18 protein-coding genes are annotated in these 19,450 nt (G+C 63.8%); 7 read left to right on the plus strand and 11 right to left on the minus strand.

The features are described from left to right. Positions 1 to 41: 41 nt before the first annotated feature. Positions 42 to 1,193: an ABC transporter ATP-binding protein gene (locus AC07VF_RS04495; protein ID WP_495008206.1), complete on the plus strand. Its 1,152-nt coding sequence runs from the start codon at positions 42 to 44 to the stop codon at positions 1,191 to 1,193. Positions 1,194 to 1,340: 147 nt separating this feature from the next. Beyond that, positions 1,341 to 1,940, plus strand: a complete 600-nt coding sequence (locus AC07VF_RS04500; protein ID WP_192171923.1) for a hypothetical protein — start codon at positions 1,341 to 1,343, stop codon at positions 1,938 to 1,940. Positions 1,941 to 1,983: 43 nt separating this feature from the next. Here the strand turns inward: AC07VF_RS04500 and AC07VF_RS04505 are convergent, their stop codons facing one another. Then, complete coding sequence (locus tag AC07VF_RS04505) at positions 1,984 to 2,781, minus strand: CAP domain-containing protein (RefSeq protein WP_423574842.1); 798 nt, start codon at positions 2,779 to 2,781, stop codon at positions 1,984 to 1,986. A gap of 321 nt (positions 2,782 to 3,102) precedes the next feature. Here AC07VF_RS04505 and AC07VF_RS04510 point away from each other — a divergent pair, with 321 nt between their 5' ends. Next, the gene (locus tag AC07VF_RS04510; RefSeq protein ID WP_495008207.1) at positions 3,103 to 3,639 is read left to right on the plus strand and encodes a GNAT family N-acetyltransferase; all 537 of its coding nucleotides are present in this window, start codon (positions 3,103 to 3,105) and stop codon (positions 3,637 to 3,639) included. A 533-nt stretch (positions 3,640 to 4,172) separates the two neighbouring features. On the opposite strand, the gene AC07VF_RS04515 is transcribed toward AC07VF_RS04510, so the two are convergent. From AC07VF_RS04515 to AC07VF_RS04545, 7 genes are read right to left on the minus strand one after another with little or no spacing between them, the layout of a single operon-like run. Then, on the minus strand, positions 4,173 to 5,225 hold the full coding sequence (locus AC07VF_RS04515) for an ABC transporter substrate-binding protein (protein WP_495008208.1): 1,053 nt from the start codon (positions 5,223 to 5,225) through the stop codon (positions 4,173 to 4,175). Further along, complete coding sequence (locus tag AC07VF_RS04520) at positions 5,222 to 6,418, minus strand: NAD(P)/FAD-dependent oxidoreductase (protein WP_495008209.1); 1,197 nt, start codon at positions 6,416 to 6,418, stop codon at positions 5,222 to 5,224. Before AC07VF_RS04520 ends, AC07VF_RS04515 begins: the two co-directional genes overlap by 4 nt. Then, positions 6,415 to 7,791, minus strand: coding sequence for an FAD/NAD(P)-dependent oxidoreductase (locus AC07VF_RS04525; RefSeq protein ID WP_495008210.1), 1,377 nt, complete (start codon positions 7,789 to 7,791; stop codon positions 6,415 to 6,417). The genes AC07VF_RS04520 and AC07VF_RS04525 overlap by 4 nt, the downstream gene beginning before the upstream one ends. Beyond that, positions 7,788 to 8,078: a (2Fe-2S)-binding protein gene (locus tag AC07VF_RS04530; protein ID WP_495008211.1), complete on the minus strand. Its 291-nt coding sequence runs from the start codon at positions 8,076 to 8,078 to the stop codon at positions 7,788 to 7,790. The genes AC07VF_RS04525 and AC07VF_RS04530 overlap by 4 nt, the downstream gene beginning before the upstream one ends. Positions 8,079 to 8,121: 43 nt before the next feature. Then, positions 8,122 to 8,916, minus strand: a complete 795-nt coding sequence (locus tag AC07VF_RS04535; protein WP_037010374.1) for an ABC transporter permease — start codon at positions 8,914 to 8,916, stop codon at positions 8,122 to 8,124. Positions 8,917 to 8,919: 3 nt separating this feature from the next. Beyond that, a complete protein-coding gene (locus AC07VF_RS04540; RefSeq protein ID WP_346629900.1) occupies positions 8,920 to 9,783 on the minus strand; it encodes an ABC transporter permease in 864 nt (287 codons plus the stop codon). Next, positions 9,780 to 10,808 (minus strand): ABC transporter ATP-binding protein, encoded by a 1,029-nt coding sequence (locus tag AC07VF_RS04545; RefSeq protein WP_495008212.1) that lies wholly within the window; start codon positions 10,806 to 10,808, stop codon positions 9,780 to 9,782. The genes AC07VF_RS04540 and AC07VF_RS04545 overlap by 4 nt, the downstream gene beginning before the upstream one ends. A 246-nt stretch (positions 10,809 to 11,054) precedes the next feature. On the opposite strand from AC07VF_RS04545, the gene AC07VF_RS04550 reads away from it, so the two are divergent. Continuing rightward, positions 11,055 to 11,891: an IclR family transcriptional regulator gene (locus AC07VF_RS04550; RefSeq protein ID WP_346629902.1), complete on the plus strand. Its 837-nt coding sequence runs from the start codon at positions 11,055 to 11,057 to the stop codon at positions 11,889 to 11,891. Between the two features lie 266 nt (positions 11,892 to 12,157). Next, the gene (locus tag AC07VF_RS04555) at positions 12,158 to 13,777 is read left to right on the plus strand and encodes a methyl-accepting chemotaxis protein (RefSeq protein WP_495008213.1); all 1,620 of its coding nucleotides are present in this window, start codon (positions 12,158 to 12,160) and stop codon (positions 13,775 to 13,777) included. Positions 13,778 to 14,300: 523 nt separating this feature from the next. On the opposite strand, the gene AC07VF_RS04560 is transcribed toward AC07VF_RS04555, so the two are convergent. Next, complete coding sequence (locus AC07VF_RS04560; RefSeq protein ID WP_495008214.1) at positions 14,301 to 15,239, minus strand: class I SAM-dependent methyltransferase; 939 nt, start codon at positions 15,237 to 15,239, stop codon at positions 14,301 to 14,303. 182 nt (positions 15,240 to 15,421) lie between these two features. Between AC07VF_RS04560 and AC07VF_RS04565 the strand changes: the two genes are divergently transcribed. Continuing rightward, complete coding sequence (locus AC07VF_RS04565) at positions 15,422 to 15,955, plus strand: GNAT family N-acetyltransferase (RefSeq protein ID WP_495008215.1); 534 nt, start codon at positions 15,422 to 15,424, stop codon at positions 15,953 to 15,955. Between the two features lie 9 nt (positions 15,956 to 15,964). Here the strand turns inward: AC07VF_RS04565 and AC07VF_RS04570 are convergent, their stop codons facing one another. After that, entirely contained in the window at positions 15,965 to 17,209 is a 1,245-nt protein-coding gene (locus tag AC07VF_RS04570) for an MFS transporter (RefSeq protein ID WP_495008216.1), read from the minus strand. 221 nt (positions 17,210 to 17,430) lie between these two features. Here AC07VF_RS04570 and hemB point away from each other — a divergent pair, with 221 nt between their 5' ends. Then, positions 17,431 to 18,405 carry a porphobilinogen synthase gene (gene hemB / locus AC07VF_RS04575; RefSeq protein ID WP_074887680.1) on the plus strand — a complete coding sequence of 325 codons (975 nt, stop codon included), beginning with the start codon at positions 17,431 to 17,433 and terminating at the stop codon, positions 18,403 to 18,405. 45 nt (positions 18,406 to 18,450) lie between these two features. Here the strand turns inward: hemB and AC07VF_RS04580 are convergent, their stop codons facing one another. Beyond that, a complete protein-coding gene (locus AC07VF_RS04580) occupies positions 18,451 to 19,398 on the minus strand; it encodes a VTT domain-containing protein (protein ID WP_495008217.1) in 948 nt (315 codons plus the stop codon). Between the last annotated feature and the right edge of the window lie 52 nt (positions 19,399 to 19,450).

Here is a 19,450-nt window from a genome sequence, read left to right on the forward strand (position 1 = left end):
ATGAAAAATGCCCAAACAACAATAATTCAGGGGATACGATTTTGACTGAACTCAGTTTGAGTGGCGTCGAGAAGGCCTATGGCGAGATCAAGGTCTTGCATGACATCCACCTGAGTATCGAGAGCCGCGAGTTCGTGGTGTTCGTCGGGCCTTCGGGGTGCGGCAAGTCAACCCTGCTGCGCTGTATCGCGGGCCTGGAGAGCATCACCCAGGGCCAGATTCGCATCGGCGCCCGCGATGTAACCTACCTGGAGCCGGCCGATCGCGGCGTGGCCATGGTGTTCCAGTCCTACGCGCTGTACCCGCACATGTCGGTCTACGACAACATCGCCTTCGGGCTGAAAATGCAAAAGACCCCCAAAGACCAGATCGAAGCCAAGGTGCGCAACGCCGCGCGCATCCTGCAGCTCGAACCGCTGCTCGACCGCAAGCCCAAGGCACTGTCTGGCGGCCAGCGTCAGCGCGTCGCCATTGGCCGGGCCATCGTCCATGAGCCGGAAGTCTTTCTGTTCGACGAACCCCTTTCCAACCTCGATGCCTCCCTGCGCGTGCAGATGCGTATCGAGATCGCCAAGCTGCATGCCGACCTCCAGGCAACCATGGTTTACGTCACCCATGACCAGGTCGAAGCCATGACCCTGGCCGACAAAATCGTCGTGCTCAACAAGGGTTGCATCGAACAGGTGGGTTCGCCGCTGGAGCTCTATCACCATCCGCGCAACCGTTTCGTTGCCGGCTTTATCGGCTCGCCGCAGATGAGTTTTCTACCGGTCACGGCGGTGGCCATCAGTGGTGAAGGCGTCCAGGTCAGCCTGCCGGGTGGCGAGCTGTTGTGGGTTCCGGTGACGGGCGAGCAGGTGAAAGCGGGCGACCCGTTGACCCTGGGCCTGCGGCCCGAGCATCTGTCGGATCGGGGCGAGGGCGATGCGCAAATTCCGGTAAAAACCTTGGTGGTCGAGCATCTGGGCGGGGAGACGTTTACCCACGCGCAGACCGACGATGGCCATGATCTGATGGTCAAAGCCGAGGGAATGTCGGCAGTCAAGGCGGGGCAATCGCTGCGCGTCGGTGTGCAGAGCCACCGTTGCCATCTGTTCGATGAACAGGGTGAGGCACTGGCGCACCGGCGGCATTACACCGAGGCGAACGTGAGTGACGGGCAGGTTCCGGCGTCGGCGATCCACGCGGGATAAGCGGCCTGCGCTTCGATCAAAACGTCTTGGGACGCCCGTTCCAGAGCCCTCGCGGTGTTTTTTTCATTCAAGAGAAAGGTGTCAGCGCCGATACAGCCCCGGGCCCGATCCGTTTTCGGGCCGGATATTTTTCCCAAGGAGCTGTAAATGCGCATTACCCACATTCTGGCGTTGGTTGGCACACTGGTGCTGACCGGCTGTTCGTCCATGATGAAACCCGCCGACAACCCAGTCATCGAAGCCAGCCCTCAGGACGGCGCACAGGTCGTCTTCATGCGCAGCGCGTTCATGGCCAAGGCCATCGATGCGTCCGTGTATGACGTGACCGGCGGCAAGACCCAGTTCATCGGCATCCTGGCCAACGGCACCAAGGTTGCCTACCCGACGACGCCGGGCCACCACACCTTCATGGTGGTCTCCGAAGCGGCGGACTTCCTGGAAGCCGACCTGGCCCCGGGCAAGACCTACTATTCGATGGTCATCCCGCGCATGGGCATGTGGAAAGCGCGCTTCTCGCCGTGGCCGGTCGCCCGCGATCCGAAAGCGGAATACAGCTCGCAGTCCAGCGATTTCAAGGACTGGATCGCCGACACCAAGCTGATGACCAACTCGCCTAAATCCCTGAGCTGGTTCGAGAGCAACAAGACCTCGGTCGAGTCCAAGCGGGTTGAGTACTGGCCGGTCTGGCAGAAGAAAAGCGCGGCGGACGTTGAACTGCGCACGTTGCACGCCGCTGACGGCCTCTGATCGCAGAGCCGCTTGCCAAGGCGGCTCGCACTAGCGACCCGCGTCACTGCACCCCGAACAGCGCCGTCCAGTAAATGCCGGCGTCGCTCTTCGGGTCGGTGGCGTAGGCAGCGCCGAGGTCATGAAACTGCGGGTTCATGAGGTTGGCGCAATGGCCGGGGCTGGCAAGCCAGCCTTCGACCACCTTGCGCGCGTTGTCCTGCCCGGCGGCAATGTTCTCGCCGATCTGCTGCCCGATATACCCGGCCAGCTCTGCACGGTCCCCCGGCGTCCCGCCGTTGCGACCCTTGTGATCAAAATAGTTGTTGTTGGCCATGGAGCGCGAGTGGCTTTCGGCTGCGCTCATCAACGTGTCGTTCCACACCAGCGGGGCAGCAGCGGAAAACGACTGAGTGCCGCATTGCTGTGGTTGCTTGCGCGCGTCGTTGATCAGCCCCAGCAGCTTCTGGCCCTCGGCCTGCGCGTTACCTAGTCCGCCCGCCAGCAGTGGACGCGCCAGCACGATGCGCCAGTCTCTGTCGTTGCGGCTGACGCCGATGTCGACGAACTGCGGATTGAGCACCACCTGACAAAAACTTTCCTGAATCGCCGCCATGGCCGCTTGCGCGTCGCGCGGGCCCGAGAGAGTGATGGCCTGGACGCTGACCATCGGATACGACGCCCGGGCCAGCATCGGCTGCAGATCCACCGTGCCACTGGCGGGCAGGTTCAGGCGCGGGTCGCTGTTCAGCGGCGGCAGCTCGGTCGACGCCACATTGGCGCAGGGCTGGGCCTGGCTGCGATAGGTATTGATTGACTGGATCAGTTGCGTTTCTTCGCTGGCGACGGCCGTCCCTGCCATCAGCAGCGCCAGGGGCACAACAGCGAGACACTGGATGAATGATCTGAAACGCATGGAAATCTCCCTCGAACTGACGCGCCCACGGTGCGCGATTTTACCTGTCGCGAAATAGTCTGAGCCGCACAAACCGTGGAGGTTGCAGCGATGAGCAGGGTTTTTGCAATAGCCGGCGTGAAAACCCGGTGTTTTGCCTTCTGGTGCACGTTGATGCATGAACTAACGGGTACGACGGGAGAGGGCGTTGGTTGATTCTGCGCCTGGGCGGTAGTCGTCACGCGGGCTGAGCCACATAATCAGCGCTCGACCTGCAGTGTGACTTCGATGACCACGACCATTCAGCGACTGACCCCGGAATATGCTTCGGCTTATCGAGCCCTGATGCTTGAAGCCTATGCCCTCCATCCCGATGCGTTTACGTCCGACGTCGGCGAGCGCGAAGCCTTGCCGATCAGTTGGTGGGAGAAACGGCTCGTGGTCGGGCCTGAGGCGACGGAAGTGGTGTTCGGCGCCGTTGAAGCAGGGAGACTGCTGGGGGTTGCCGGCCTTTCTCTTGAAAGCAGAAAAAAGGCGCGTCACAAATCCACGCTGTTCGGGATGTACGTTCCCCACGCCCATCGGGGGAAAGGTGTCGGGCATGATCTGGTTGGCAGCGTGTTGGCCTATGCGCAGAGCGTGCCGCAGCTGTTGCTCGTCCAGTTGACGGTGACCGACGGCAACCGCGGTGCCCAGGACTTGTATGAACGGATGGGGTTTGAGGCGTTCGGGGTCGAGCCGTATGCGGTGGCGGTGGATGAGCGGTACGTCTCGAAGGTGCATATGTGGTGTGATTTGCGGCGTTCCGGGTCAGAGACCGGCTAAAGCCGGTGCCATAGGATACGCGGCACTTGGGTGGGACTGGCTGAAGCTGGTCCTGCAGCATACGCGGCGCGTTAGTGGGACTGGCTTTAGCCGGGAAGAGGCCAGTGTGTACGCCATCCATTTTGCGGTATGGCCTCCGACGTCTTCCCGGCTGAAGCCGGTCCCACTATGGGATCGCGGTTGATTAGTGGGACTGGCTTTAGCCGGGAAGAGGCCAGCATGCGCACCATCCATTTTTCGGTATGGCCTCCGACGCTTTCCCGGCTGAAGCCGGTCCCACTGTTGGATCGCGGTCGATGAGTGGGACTGGCTTTAGCCGGGAAGAGGCCAGTGTGTACGCCATCTATTTTGCGGTATGGCCTCCGACGTCTTCCCGGCTGAAGCCAGTCCTACACCGGATCGCGGTCGATGAGTGGGACTGGCTTTAGCCGGGAAGAGGTCAGTGTGTACGCCATCCATTTTGCAGTGCGCCTACTGACGCTTTCCCGGCTGAAGCCGGTCCTACTACTGGATCGCGGTCCAACCTTAACCACCTACCGCTCGATCGAGCGGCTCCAGCGGGCGTTCCATTCCGGGCGGACCTGGTTGACCTGGTCCCAATCAATGGTCACGGCGGTTTCCAGGTATTTGTTCATGGCTTCCACCTGGCCACGGGTCTTGTCGGTGGTCGGGGTTTTCGGGTTGGACGGGATCTGGTCGCCCATCTCCAGGGCCGGCGCCTGGGCTTCCGGGGTCAGCAGGAACGCCGCAAGCTTCTGCGCCAGTTCCGGCTGGTCGTTGTTGGCGATGGTGCATTCGGCCACGTTCAAGACCACGCCGCCTTCCTTCGGCGGCGCGTATTCCACCGGCACGCCCTTGAGCTTGAGCGCGGTCACCTGGGTCGGCGTCAGCGGGAACAGCGCCGCTTCACCGGTCTGAACCATTTCCGAGATTTTCGCCGAGCTGGCGATGTACTCCAGCACGTTCGGGCCCACCGTCTTCGGCCATGCCTTGAACCCCGGCTCGACGTTGGTTTCGTTGCCACCCTGCAGCCGGTTGAACATCAGAAAACCGTGCAGCCCGAAAGTGGAGGAGGCCAGCGACTGGAACACCAGCTTCTCCTTGTACTTAGGGTCCGCCATGTCGGCCCAGGACGTCGGCGCGCTCCAGCCGTTGTCCTTGAACATCTTTGTGTTGTAGGCCAGCCCGGTGACACCCAGGCTCACGGCCACCGCTTCCTCCTTGATCTTGCCCTTGGCCGGAATGTCCGCCAGGCTCGCGCTCGGGTTCAACTTGCCGCACAGGCCCATGGAAATGGCCCGGTACATGATGCCGTCATCGAGGAACATCACGTGCATTTGCGGGTTGTCCTTGCTGGCCTGGGCCTTGGCGAGGATGTCCGAGGACGTGCCCGGCACGATCACCACCTTGACGTTGTTGGCCTTCTCGAACGCGGGCAGCACATTGTCGGCGTACAAGCGCTCCATGGTGCCGCCGTTCATGCCAAGGTACAGCGTCGGTTCGGCCTGTGCGGGCATCGAAGCAAGCAACACGGCAAGGGGCAGGCAAGACAAGCCGGTCAGGGCAACACGTTTCATGTGAGTCATGGGTTTGACCTTCCTCTGAGCAATGGAATGACGTTATCGGTGCCGGACGGCAAGACGATGGCGGGCGATGAAGTGTGCGGTTGCGATTGAAAGCGTGTGATCGAGAACGGGCTCAGTTCGATGTTCGACGCCCCGACGCAGACGATCTGCGCCAGGGCCTCGCCCGCCGCCGGGCCAATCTGAAAGCCCGATCCGGCGAATCCGAAGCCGTGCAGCAGACCGGGTTGGGTCGAACTGGCCCCCAGCACCGGTTCGCGGTCGGGCAGATACCCTTCGGTGCCGCTCCAGGTGCGAATGGCCTGAGCACCGGCCAGCGGCGGATACAGTTCAACGGCGTTGCGCAGGATCTCCAGAATCGCCGCCTGACCCGGCCGCGCGGTGGCCGGGTCCAGCGGAAATCCCTGACCGCCGCCCAGCACGCAATTACCCCGCGCCACCTGTCGCGCATAGATCCCGCCGCCCTCGACGCCGGTGCTGACGTCCATGAACATCGGCAGCGGTTCGGTCACCAGCATCGCCGGGTGGCCCGCGCGCATCGGCACCGGCTCGCCGAACTGCTGGGCCAGTTGAGCCGCCCAGGCACCGGCGCAATTGAGCAGCCACGGGGCGCGAAAGCTTAGACCGCTGGCGGTCCTCACCCGAAAAGACTGCCCGTCATGGCTGACCTCGCTGACCTGGGCCTGCTCGAACGTCTGCGCACCGGCGCGGCGTGCGGCAGCGGCAAACGCGGGGGAGACGAGGCGCGGATTGGCATGGCCGTCCTCGGCGCACAACGAAGCGCCCACCGCCACATCGCCCGCCCAGGGGAAGCGCGCGCGCAACTGGCCGTGATCGAGCAACTGCAGCTCCATTCCGAACCCGCGCGACGCCTCTTCATACGCGACTAGCGCGGCCATGTCTTTGTCGCTGCGGGCCAGCTTGAGATGCCCCGAGCGCACGTATTCGCCATCAGTGCCAATGAATGCGCGCAGGTCCCCCCAGATTTCGTGGGCGCGCCGGGACAGCGGCAGCTGCGACAACGGCCGGCCCTGACGGCGCACGCCGCCATAATTGACGCCGCTTGAGTGAGAGCCGAAAAAGTCCCGCTCCAGCAGCGCCACGCGTTTGCCGCTCAGGGCGAGAAACAGCGCCGCCGAGGCGCCGACGATCCCGCCGCCAATAATCACCGCATCCACTTCAACGGGCTGGCTCATTGTTCTGCCTCCACGCCAAACGGCAGCGGCTTGATAGGCGCCTGCCCGCGCAATCGACCGACGCTGGCAATCTCCCGCCCCGACGCCTGAGCGACGATTTCCGTCGCGGCCAGCCCACACATGCGCCCCTGGCAGCGGCCCATGCCGACCCGGCACATGGCCTTGACGCGGTTGATCTCCCAGTGACCCTCGGCCACGGTCTGACGGATGTCGCCAGCGCTGACTTCCTCGCAGCGACACACCGTCAGGCTGTCCGGCGCCTTGGCCGCCCAGTCTTCGGGGAAGGGGAACGCCGTTTCCAGTCCCTGGCGAAACCGCTGGATGGCCTCCAGTTGCCGCTGCAATTCGATGCTGCGCGCCCGGTCGATGCGGTAACCGATGTCGCCGAGCAAGGTCAGCGCCGCCAGTTCGCCGGCCATTTCCGCAGCGTCGGCGCCCATGATCCCGGCCCCATCCCCGGCCAGATAAACCCCCTCGACGCTGCTGCGGCCGGCGGCGTCGCGGGTGGGCAGCCAGGCGCGATTCAACGGGCTCCAGGCGAAGTCGCAACCGAGCAGATCGGCCAATTGGGTTTCGCTGCGCAGCGCGTGGGCGAAGGCGACGGCGTCACAGCCCAGATTTTTCCGTTGTTGGCCCTGTTGCCAACTGACCCCGCTGACCCGTCGCTCGCCCTGAATGTCGTGCAGATGAACGCCCTGATGCACCGGGATGCCGTGGGCCGTCAGCCAGGCGCGGTAATAAAGCCCTTTGGCCAGCGTCGACGGTTGTCCGAATAGCGCGGGCAGCGCGCGGGTCTGGGCGGAAAAGGGCGAGCTGTCGAGCACCGCCGCCACCGTCGCACCGGCCTTGGCGTACTGATACGCCACCAGATACAACAGCGGCCCGCTGCCGGCAAAGACCACGCGCTGACCGATGGCGCAGCCCTGAAACTTCAGCGCGATCTGTGCCGCGCCGAGGCTGTAGACGCCGGGCAAGGTCCAGCCCGGCACCGGCAAGATGCGGTCGGTGGCGCCGGTGGCCACGATCAAATGCTTGAACGGCACCTGCGCCGTGCGGCCATTGCGCAGGGTGTCGAGGGTGCGTGCTTCGGCGTTCCACACCAGCGTCTCGGCGCGGTAGTCGATTTCGGTCTGCAACTGATCGAGGGTGGCGTGAACCGACTCGGCTTTGCCCGCTTCGAAACCGTACAGCGCCTTCGCCGATCGCTTGAAGTTCTCCGGCTGGCGACGATAGACCTGACCGCCGCCGCGCAGGCTTTCATCCAGCAGACAAGGGCGCAGGCCGTGGGCGAGCAGTGTCTGCGCGGCGCGAATTCCGGCCGGCCCAGCGCCGACGATGACGGTGTTCATGGCCTGAAGGGTTGGCTCATTCATACGCTGCGCCCCGGCTCGCGACTCACGCACACGCCGGCTTCCAGCAGCGTCGAGCAAGCCCGCACCCGTCGGCCGTCGCCCAGTTTCACCCAGCAGTCCTGGCACGCGCCCATCAGGCAGAAACCGGCGCGGGGTTCGCCGCTGAAGTCGCTGCCGCGCAGCGAGTCCTCCGCCGTCAGCACCGCCGTGAGCAAGGTATCGCCCTGCAAACCACTGGCCGGCTGGCCGTCGAGGGTAAAGACGACCACGGCGCGATCGCGTTCGGCCAGTCGTTTCAGCAATGCCATGGCGCGCGCTCCCTGAGACAGATGTCAATGGATGGAAGAGTCATCAGTGCCTCCCCACCAGCACACGGTCCAGCCCATACACCCGATCGAGGATGATCATGGTGGCCGCCGTCAGTGCGATAACCAGCGCCGAGACCGCCGCCATCATCGGGTCGATGGATTCGGTGGCGTACACGTACATGCGCACCGGCAGGGTTTGGGTCGAGGGCGAGGTGACGAAGATCGACAGCGTGACCTCGTCGAAGCTGTTGATGAACGCCAGCAACCAGCCACCGGCCACGCCCGGCAGGATCATCGGCAGGGTGATCAGGCGAAACAGGGTGAAGCGGCTGGCACCCAGGGATTCAGCGGCCTGCTCGGCGCTGCGGTCCATGCCGATGGAAGCGGCGATGACCAGGCGCAGTACGTAGGGCGTGATCACTACGACGTGGGCGAACATCAGCCAGACAAAACTGCCGTTCACCCCCATCAGCGCGAACAGACGCAGCATCGCCACTCCCAGCACCAGATGGGGAATGATGATCGGCGACAGGAACAGGCCGTTGAGAAAGTCGCGACCCGGAAAGCGATAGCGGGTGATCGCCAAGGCCGCCGGCACGGCAATCAACGTCGCCAGGGTGGCCGCGACCACCGCCAGAATCAGGCTGTTGTAGAACGACTGAATGAAGTCCGCGCGCTCGAACACCGCCCTGAACCAGCGCAGGGAAAACCCGTGCCACGGCAGGCTCAAGGTGTTTTCCGGGGTAAACGCCACCAGGCAGACCACCACCAGCGGCGCGAGCATGAAAACCACCACCAGGGCGTGAAACGACAGGGCCAGAGGACCGTTCTTGGACATCGCTCATTCCCCCAGGGATTTTTTGTAGCGGCCTTCAACCAGCCTGTTCCACGACAGCATGACCAACAGGTTGATCAGCAGCAGCGCCACGGCAATCGCCGCGCCCATGGGCCAGTTGAGTTCCGAGAGGTATTGGTCGTAGACGACGGTGGCGACCATCTTCAGCCGGCGCCCGCCGAGCAGACCCGGGATGGCAAACGAACTGGCCGACAGGCCGAAGACAATCAACGTGCCCGACAGCACGCCGGGCATCACCTGGGGCAACACCACCATGCGCATCACTTGCGCCTGAGTCGCGCCAAGGGACAGCGCGGCTTGTTCGGCGGAGGCGTCGAGTTTCTGCAGCGAGGTCCATACCGGGATGATCATGAACGGCAGCATCACGTGGACCAGCGCCAGAATCACCGCGAACGGCGTGTACAGCATCTTGATCGGACGCCCGCCGAGGGCCTGGATCGCCTGATTGATCAGACCGTCCGCGCCCAGCAACAGGCTCCAGCCGAACGCCCGTACCACCACCGAAATCAGCAGCGGCGTGAGGATCAGGATCAGGAAAATCGAACGCCACGGGGTGCCCATGCGGCTGAGGATGTAGGCCTCGGGCACGCCAATGACCACACAGAGCAGGGTCACCAGGGCGCTGATCCAGAAGGTGCGCAGGAAGATCTCGTAAAAGTACGAATCGGTGAGCAGATTGGCGTACTGCGCCAGGGTCCATTCACCGCTTTTGACTCCGACTTCGTAGTCGAACACGTTGAACGACAGTACCAGCGTCAAGGCCAATGGCAGCACCAGCAGGCCGAAGAACAACGCCAGGGCCGGGGCCGACAGCAGATACCCGCGTCCGGTGTCGCGCAGCACACTCATGCCGGCACCTCGTCGACGCTCAACACCCGCAGCAGGTCCGACGGCCAGTCCAGCCCCACCGCGAAGCCTTCGTTCATCGGCGCATCGCCATCGTTGCGGCGCACCACGGTGATTTCGCCGATGGGCGTTTCGATGCGGTACAGCCACTGGCTGCCAAGGAAGTAGCGCATGACCACGCGGCCTTGCAGGCGACCGGTCCCGGCAGGCACCAGATCGATTTTTTCCGGGCGCAGGCTCAACACCAGTTCGCCATCGCCGGGCTGATGACGGAGCTGGGCCGCGCCGCTGGCATCGCGATCACCGCGCAGCAGATTGGCCTTGCCGACGAAGCCGGAGATGAAACGCGTGCGCGGGTGTTCGTAAAGGGTGTAGGGCTCGTCGATCTGGGTGATGCGCCCGGCCTGCATGACCACGACGCGGTCGCTGATGGACAGCGCTTCGGCCTGGTCGTGGGTGACCATCAGGGTGGTGATGCCGACTTCGCGCTGGATGCGGCGGATTTCGAACTGCATCTCTTCGCGCAGATTCGCATCGAGGTTGGACAGCGGTTCGTCCAGCAGCAATACCGGCGGCTCGATCACCAGCGCCCGGGCCAGGGCCACGCGCTGACGCTGCCCGCCGGACAACTCGCGGGGGTAACGTTCGGCATGGGGCGTGAGGCGCACCAGCTCCAGCACCCGGGAGACGCGGCGCTCGATGTCGGCACCCGAGACTTTGCGCATTTTCAGGCCGAAGGCGACGTTGTCGCGCACGGTCATGTGCGGGAACAGCGCGTAGGACTGGAACACCACGCCGAGGCCGCGACTGGCCGGCTTGGCGTGGGTGATGTCGCGGCCATCCAGCAGGATGCGTCCGGCGCTGACATCAACGAAGCCGGCGATCATTTGCAGGGTGGTGGTTTTGCCGCAGCCGGAGGGGCCGAGCAGGGAGACGAATTCGCCTTGCTCCACCGAAAGGTCAGTGGCCACGACGGCATTGACGGGGCCGTAGCGTTTGCACAGTGCCTGGAGTTCAAGAAAAGCCATGGCTGCGTTCCACCTTTTTTCGTGCGCACCGAAGGCGCGCGTTTTTTATGGGCAGATGCGAAGAGAAGTGCTGCGTGTGGCCGTGGACGCTGGCGCTCGATCGGTGTCGGCTGCCGCTGTTATTCAAATCGCCCTGTGGACCGATCCTAGGCCCAAGACTAGGATGCGCTCAACGAGCAATTTCATTGAGTGAGTCGTTTTTTTGAATTCATTCATTCAGCGAAAAGAAATGAGGAGCAGAGCGAAATGGATTCCACTGAGCGGAAGAGCGGTGAGAAAGAAACAGGGGTTGGTACGGTCTCTCGCCTGTTTGCCGTGCTGCGGGCGCTGGGCAAGTGTCCCGATGGCAGTGAGCGCGTGACGCAACTGGCTCAACAGGTCGGCCTGTCGCAGCCGACCACCCACCGCTTGCTACGCAGCCTGATGGACGAAGGCATGGTCGAGCAGGACCTGCGCAGCAAGCGTTACCGCCTGAGCCTGGAATTCTTCGCCCTGGCCGCGCGCGCCGGGCAGTCCGGCAACCTGCGGGACGTGGTGCGGCCGAGCTTGCTGCGCCTGTCGGCCTCGTTGGGGGACTCGTTGTTTCTGCTCGCCCGCAGTGGTTTCGATGCGGTCTGCCTGGACCGCAGCGAAGGGCCATACCCGATCCGCACCTTCACCGGCGATATCGGCGGCCGCGTGGCGCTGGGCGTGGGGCAGGGCAGTCTGGCGATCCTGGCGTTTCTGCCGGAAGACGAACGCGAGACCGTGATCCGCTACAACCTGCCGCGCCTGCGGGATTTTCATCTGTACGACGAAGTGATGCTGCGCTCGGAAATCGACACGGTGCGGCGTACCGGCTATGCCGCGCGCAATACCGGCGTGCTGGAAGGCATGGCGGGTCTGGCGGTGCCGATCCTCGACCGTGATGGCCGGGCAGTGGCGGCGTTAAGTGTGGCGACCATCAGCGACCGCCTCAGTGCCGACCGCATGCCCACGGTGGTGGACATGCTCAAGCGCGAGGCCGCGGCGATCAGCCAGAAAATCAACCCCTTCGATCCGGTGTTGCGCAGACCCTCCCAGGTGTTCGGTCAGCGGGAGTGATTGCTGGCTGGTACGCACTCATCTGAATCCCGTTCAGCACGTCTCGACCACCGTTTGACTGGGCTGCAGCCCTTGCCGTTGGCGCTTTTCAGCCGTTGGTCGGATCTGCCCGACCGGCCTTCAAGAAGCCCTGCGCGGGGTCGAATCACTCTGTGTAGGCGCCTCGTTTTCGGATCGGTCCGACGCGATGGCACAGGGATGTGGCAAGCCGCAAAAAACTCCGGGCGATCCTCGGAGCAGGTTGTCCTCCCTTTTGAGATCCTCGTATGTCGAAATCCCTGAGATTGCAGATCCTCGCGCTGCTCAGCGGCAGCCTCGTGCTGGTCGTGCTGATTGCCCTCGCGTGTTTCCAGTTCCTGTCCAGCAACGTGCACGCCTATCGCGGTCTGCTTGAAGGGCCGCTGCACGCCTCGCAACTGGTCGATCAGGCCAACCTGCAATTCAAGGTTCAGGTGCAGGAGTGGAAGAACGTGCTGCTGCGCGGCAAACAGCCGGCCGATCGCGACAAGTTCTGGGCGCAATTCGAAGACCAGGAACGTCAGGTGCAGGACACCCTCGGCAGCCTGAGTGCAATGGACGGGCTGGATCCGGCCACCAAAACCCAGGTCGAGGCGCTGCGCACCGAGCACCGCACGTTGGGTGTGGCTTATCGCAAAGGCCGTGACGCTTACATCGCTGCCGGCGGTGATCCGGTCGCCGGTGACATAGCTGTTAAAGGCGTTGACCGTGCCGCCAGCGAGCAGATGACCGGCCTGGTGAATGGCCTGCGCAAGCAGAGTGACGAGCAGTCGAAAATCCTCAGCAGCACGGCTGACCGGACCATTCTCATCGGCACGCTGGTCATGCTTGCCTCGGCGCTGCTGGTGGGTGTGCTCACCCTGTGGATGGTCAACCGCAACATCGTCGGCCCGATCCGCCTGCTGATCGAATACGTCGCGCAATTGAGTCAGGGCAAATTCAGCGACCGCGTCAGCATCACCCGTCAGGATGAACTGGGGCGTCTGGCCGTTGCCGCCAACACGCTGCGGGATTTCCTCGCCGACACCTTCACCCGCCTCAAGCGCAGCACCACTGACCTGGACAGTGCCGGTGGCGAGCTGAAAGCGATTGCCGCGCTGATGGCCCAGGGCACCCACGAGCAGTTCGAGCGCACCGACCAGGTGGCGACGGCGATGACCGAAATGTCCGCCACCGCCCAGGAAGTCGCCCGCCACGCGGCCCAGGCAGCTCAGGCCGCTGACGAAGCGGACCGCAGTTCCCAGGAAGGCAGCAAGGTGATGGGCGCGACCATCACCGCCATCACCCAGATGCGCACGGAGATCAGCAACACTGCCAACGTCATTCGTCGTCTGGAAACCGACAGCGGTCGGATCGGCAAGGTGCTGGAAGTGATTCGCGGCATCGCCGAGCAGACCAACCTGCTGGCGCTGAACGCGGCCATCGAAGCGGCCCGTGCCGGCGATGCCGGGCGCGGTTTTGCGGTGGTCGCCGATGAAGTGCGCACGCTGGCCCAGCGCACGGCGGCCTCGACGGCAGAAATCAACCAGATCATCAGCTCGGTGCAGACCGGCGCGGTCGATGCTGCCCAGGCGATTGAAAGCGGACAGGCACGCAGCCAGGAAAGCGTGGATCAGGTGGCGCTGGCAGGCTCTTCGCTGGAACGCATTACCACGGCCGTCGAGGCCATCCGCGACATGAACCGCCAGATCGCCACGGCGGCGGAAGAGCAAACGTCCGTGGCCGAAGACATCTCCCGCAACCTGACCGAAATCACCGCCATCGCCACCACCAACCAGGACAACGTCCAGCGCACCCAGACCGCGAGTCAGGATCTCCACGTGTTGTCGGTGGGGTTGAACGACGTGATTTCGCGGCTGAGTGCGTAAGACTCGGGCTTCAGATGATGATCGTTCCCACGCTCCGCGTGGGCATGCAGCCCTGGACGCTCCGCGTCCTGGTAGGACTGGCTTTAGCCAGGAAGGCGTCGGGTGTCACACCGCAGAATTGATGGCGTACAAACGGGCCTCTTCCCGGCTAAAGCCGGTCCCACTGACACAGCGCGGTCACCTGGTGGGACCGGCTTTAGCCGGGAAAGCGTCGGAAGTCACACCGCAGGATTGATGGTGTACGATCAGGCCTCTTCCCGGCTGAAGCCGGTCCTACTGACACAGCGCGGTCACCTAGTGGGACCGGCTTTAGCCGGGAAAGCGTCGGAAGTCACACCGCAGAATTGATGGCGTACGAACGGGCCTCTTCCCGGCTAAAGCCGGTCCCACTGACACAGCGCGATCACCTGGTAGGACTGGCTTTAGCCAGGAAAGCGTCGGGTGTCACACCGCAGAATTGATGGCGTACAAACGGTCCTCTTCCCGGCTAAAGCCGGTCCCACTAAACCACCATGCGTTGCGGTTAGCCTTGGCGAAACACCAGCGCTTTCAACCCGCCGCCTTCCTCGGCGTCGGCAAATTCCGGCGGGTTTTCCAGGCGCTGTTCAAACTGCAACCCGGGCGCTTCGCGGGTCACGCCTTCGATGAGAAAGTCCGCGCCCAGCAACGGGTCGTTCATGCACGCCAGCACCGTGCCTTCTGCCGTCAACAGCTCCGGCAGTTTGCGCAGCACCCGCTGATAATCCTTGGTCAGCAGAAAACTGCCTTTCTGAAACGACGGCGGGTCGATGATCACCAGGTCATAGGGCCCGGTGCTTTTCACCTTGCCCCAGGATTTGAACAGCTCGTGGCCGAGAAAGGTGACCTTGCTCAGGTCATGGCCATTCAGGCGATGGTTGTCGCGACCGCGACTCAGCGCCGCGCGCGACATGTCCAGATTGACCACAAAGTCCGCGCCGCCCTCGATCGCCGCCACCGAGAACCCGCAGGTGTAGGCAAACAGGTTCAACACCCGCTTGCCCGCCGCATTGGCCCGCACCCAGTCGCGGCCATAGCGCATGTCGAGGAACAGCCCGGTGTTCTGCTTCTTGCCGAAATCCACAAGATAGCGCAGGCCGCCCTCGGTCAGCGTCCATTCCTCCAGCACCTCGCCCAACAACGCTTCGGTGTGGCTGTCCGGCAGATAACGGTGCTGCAACAACAGCGTATGGGCGCGGGATTGCTGCCATGCCGCTGAATCGATCAGCCTGAACAACCGCTGCTTCAGCGCTTCCAGCTCATCGGCGGCCGGCTCCTTGAACAGCGACACCAGCACCACGCCCTGCATCCAGTCGACGGTCAGTTGTTCCAGCCCCGGCCAGCGTCGGCCACGGCCGTGAAACAGCCGGCGGGTCTCGGCGGGCGCGTCGGCGAGGGCGGTCTGAAGGTGGGAGTCGAGCAGGTCGAGGGCGGCGGCATTCATCGGTGGGTGGCAGGTCGGCAGTGGGAAAGGGCGGCATTCTAGACCAATCGCGGAACCCGCGTTCGTCGCCCCTGCGTCCGCCGCGAAACCCTCGGGCACACGCGCCTAACCGGGTTGCACAGCCCATCGCTTCACGGGCAAGCTCAGCGCTCTCTGCGTTCTGATCCGGAAAAGGAAATGCCATGGCCGAGGAACTGATCCTGCGCGACGCTCGCGAGTCCGATATGCCCGCCGTGCAGGCGATCTACGCCCATCATGTGATTCACGGCACCGCCAGCTTCGAACTGGAACCGCCGACCCTCGAGCAAATGCTGCAGCGCCGCGCCGACATCTGCGCCAACGGTTTGCCCTATCTGGTCGCCGAGCGCGACGGTGAAGTGGTCGGCTACGCCTACGCGACCCCGTACCGGCCGCGCCCGGCCTATCGCTTTACCGTGGAAGATTCGGTGTACGTGCGCGAGGGCATGGCCGGGTTCGGGATTGGTCACGCGTTACTGGCGGCGGTCATCCAGCACTGCACGGCATCCGGCCGCCGGCAGATGGTGGCGATCATTGGCAACAGCGAGAACAGCGCCTCTATCCGGCTCCACACGCGACTGGGCTTTCGCCAGGTCGGCGTGTTCGAGTCCGTCGGCTTCAAGCACGGCCGCTGGCTGGACACGGTGATCATGCAGCGCGAACTGGGGGAGGGCGCAAGCACGACCCCCGACCGTTAACCCTGCCGATCAGGTGGCCGGCGCGCCCTCGGGTTGATCCTGCGCCACGCGGTCGCCGGTTTCCGGCACCGCCAGCCACAACAGCACAAACGCCACCGCCGCAATGGCCGCCAACGTCAGGAACGCCGCGCTGTAGCCTGCCTCGCGCACGACCAGCCCCGCCAGGCCGTTGCTCAGCGCCGCGCCCAGGCCGAACACCGTCGAGATGGCACCGAGACTGATATTGAAGCGCCCGGTGCCCCGCGTCAGGTCCTTGACCACCAACGGCAACAGCGCGCCAAACGCCCCGGCGCCGATGCCGTCGAGCAACTGCACACCCACCAGCCAGTAAGGGTTGTCGGACATGACATACAGCACACCCCGCAGCGGCAGGAAAATGAAACCCGCCAGCAGCAAGGGCTTGCGTCCCCACACGTCGGCTTTGGCGCCCACCAGCCAGGCCACCGGCACCATGACCAACTGCGCGGCGACAATGCAGGCGGACGTCAGCGGCGTGGCGAGGTTGACGTCGATCTGCGAGAGCTTCTGACTCACCAGCGGCAGCATCGCCGCATTGGCCAGGTGAAACAGCCCGCAGCAGATGGCGAACACCAATAACGGTCGGTTATGCAGCAGGACAGCCCACCCGCTGGGCTGGTCCTTGCCCTGGTCATGGCTGGGGTCGAAGCCTCGGGCGACGTCGTGATCAATTGCCGAGGCATCGACGAACGCCACCGCGACAATGCTCGCCAGTGCCATGAACGCCATGAGGTAGAACACCGCAATCGGCCCGAACATCCATGAAAAGATGCCCGCCAGCAGAGCTGCGACGGCGTTGCCGGCGTGATTCCAGGTTTCGTTGCGCCCGGTCCGGCGGGTAAAGGCTTTCGGCCCGGTGATGCCCAGGGAGATGGCCGCGATGGCGGGGGCGAATACGGAGCCGGCAATGGCGCTGATGCTCTGGGTGATCGCCACCCAGGTGAACGAGTGAATGAACGGCAGCACCAGACAGCCCGCCGTCACCAGCAACGCTGCCACGATGACCACCAGCCGCTTGCTGCGGGTGCGGTCAATCAGCGCACCCGCCGGGGTTTGTGTGACCAGCGCGGCGATGCCGGCGAGGGTCATGACCAGCCCGATGCTCGCCGGATCCCACTTGTGGACGGCCAGTAAATAGATCGCGAGATAGGGCCCAAGGCCGTCGCGCACATCCGCCAGAAAGAAGTTAAGACCGTCCAGAGAACGGTTATTGCGCTGATCGGATGGGTTGCTCAAGGTCGGCCTCACTCTGGCGGTGCGCAAGCGAAACGGCTGCGGCATTGCTAAATGACCCGGCGCCATTGTTTTGGTTCTGCGCACTGTTGCGGCTAACGTAACGGACTTTCTTGTCAGGGCGTTTGAATCGAAACCGTCCCAGGCATAAGCTTCGCGCCATTGATATCGCCGGACGTGTTGAGTCCGGCGATCTTCCGGATATTCTTGACTCAGGAACCGCCATGTCCAGCCTGTTTCCCGCTGCCCGTCCACGCCGTCTGCGCAGCAACGAACATTTCCGCTCGCTGTTTCAGGAAAGCGAATTCACCCTCAATGATCTGGTGCTGCCGATCTTCGTCGAAGAAGAAATCGACGACTTCGTGCCGATCAACAGCATGCCCGGCGTACAGCGCATTCCTGAGTCCAAGCTGGCGCAGGAGGTTGAGCGTTACGCCCGGGCCGGCATCAAGTCGGTCATGACCTTCGGCGTCTCCCACCACCTGGACGCTACCGGCAGCGACACCTGGCAGGAAAACGGTCTGGTCTCGCGGATCTCGCGGACCATCAAATCCGCCGTGCCGGAAATGATCGTGATGTCCGACACCTGCTTCTGCGAGTACACCGACCACGGCCATTGCGGCGTGATGCACGGCGGCCATGTCGACAACGACGCGACCATTGAAAACCTTGGCAAGCAGGCGGTGATGGCGGCCCGTGCCGGCGCTGACGTGATCGCCCCTTCGGCGGCGATGGACGGCCAGGTGAAGGCGATTCGTGCCGCCCTCGACGCCGCCGGTTTCACCCAGACGCCGATCATGGCCTATTCGACCAAGTTCGCCTCGGCGCTGTACGGTCCGTTCCGCGAAGCCGGCGGCTCGGCGCTCAAGGGCGACCGTAAAACCTACCAGATGAACCCGATGAACCGCCGCGAAGCCCTGCGCGAATCGCTGCTGGACGAGGCCGAAGGCGCCGATGCGCTGATGGTCAAGCCGGCCGGCGCGTACCTGGACATCATCCGCGACATCCGCGAAGCCTCGAATCTGCCGCTGGCGGCGTATCAGGTCAGCGGCGAGTACGCGATGATCAAGTTCGGCGCCCAGGCCGGGGCCATCGACGAACACCGCGTCGTGCGCGAAACCCTCGGCGCGATCAAGCGCGCGGGTGCGGATTTGATCTTCACGTACTTCGCGATGGACCTGGCGCTCAGCGGGATCTGATTTCGATGTGCAGAAGATGATGCTGGGGGCCGCGTGCTCCCGGCGTCACGCCGCCGTTCTGCCCGACACCTCAGCCTGCACCTGCGCAGCCTGCCAGGCATCCAGCCCGCCGATGAGCGCCTTGCCCCGGGTCAGGCCGTGGGCGTGGAGCTTTTCCGCCAGCAACGCCGCCGACAGCTCATTCGGGCAGGCGCAATAGAACACCATGTCGACATCCCCCAGGCGCTCGATCCACGGGGCTATCGGCTCCTCGAGACTGATCGACACCGCCCCCGGAATGCCTTCGATAACCGCCGCATGGAAACTCGGTCGCACGTCGATGACCACCGGCGCATCGTCGGTGTCGCGCAGGGCCAGCAGCTCGGGAACGGTGATGCGCGGCACTCGCGCCGTGCGCGTTTTGAGCCGGCGCCGCTTGAAGTACTTCCAGCCAATGAACAGCCCCAGCACCGCCAGCACGCTGACGATAGCGATCGGTATGTAACCGCTCAACCAGTCGAGCATGGGGATCAGCGCGTCACTGAAGAGCATGCCCAGCAGCAGCGCCGAGCCCGCCCAGATAAACGAACCGGCCAGGGAATAGCGCACGAACACCCAGACCGGCGTGGCGTTCATGCCGGCCACGGTGGTGACCAGCGCACCGGCGCCGGGGAGAAATTTCGACAGCAGCATCGCTCGCGGACCGACGCGCTCATAAACGGTCAACCCCTGACGAACGCAGGAGTCCTGAGAGAGAGAAATCTTGCAGATGGTTTTCAGCAGGACGCCGCCATAACGCTTGCCGGCCCAGTACCACAGCCCATCGGCGATCAGGCAGGCGACCATCGCCACCAGCACCCCGGCGCCCAGCAGTGGCTTGCTCTGCATGGCCAGCGCCCCGGTGACGATTAGCGTCGGGTACGCCGGCACCGGCAAGCCGATCTGCTCCAGCAGCACGTTGACGAACACCAGCAACAGCCCGTGGCTTTCATTCAGCTGCTGCAGTTCGTTCATGGCGTTGCCTGTTCGGAAGGTTCAGGGAGCGAAAAAGAGCAGGCCGTAACGT

The sequence above is a fragment of the Pseudomonas sp. GW821-FHT02H06 genome (assembly GCF_059421525.1).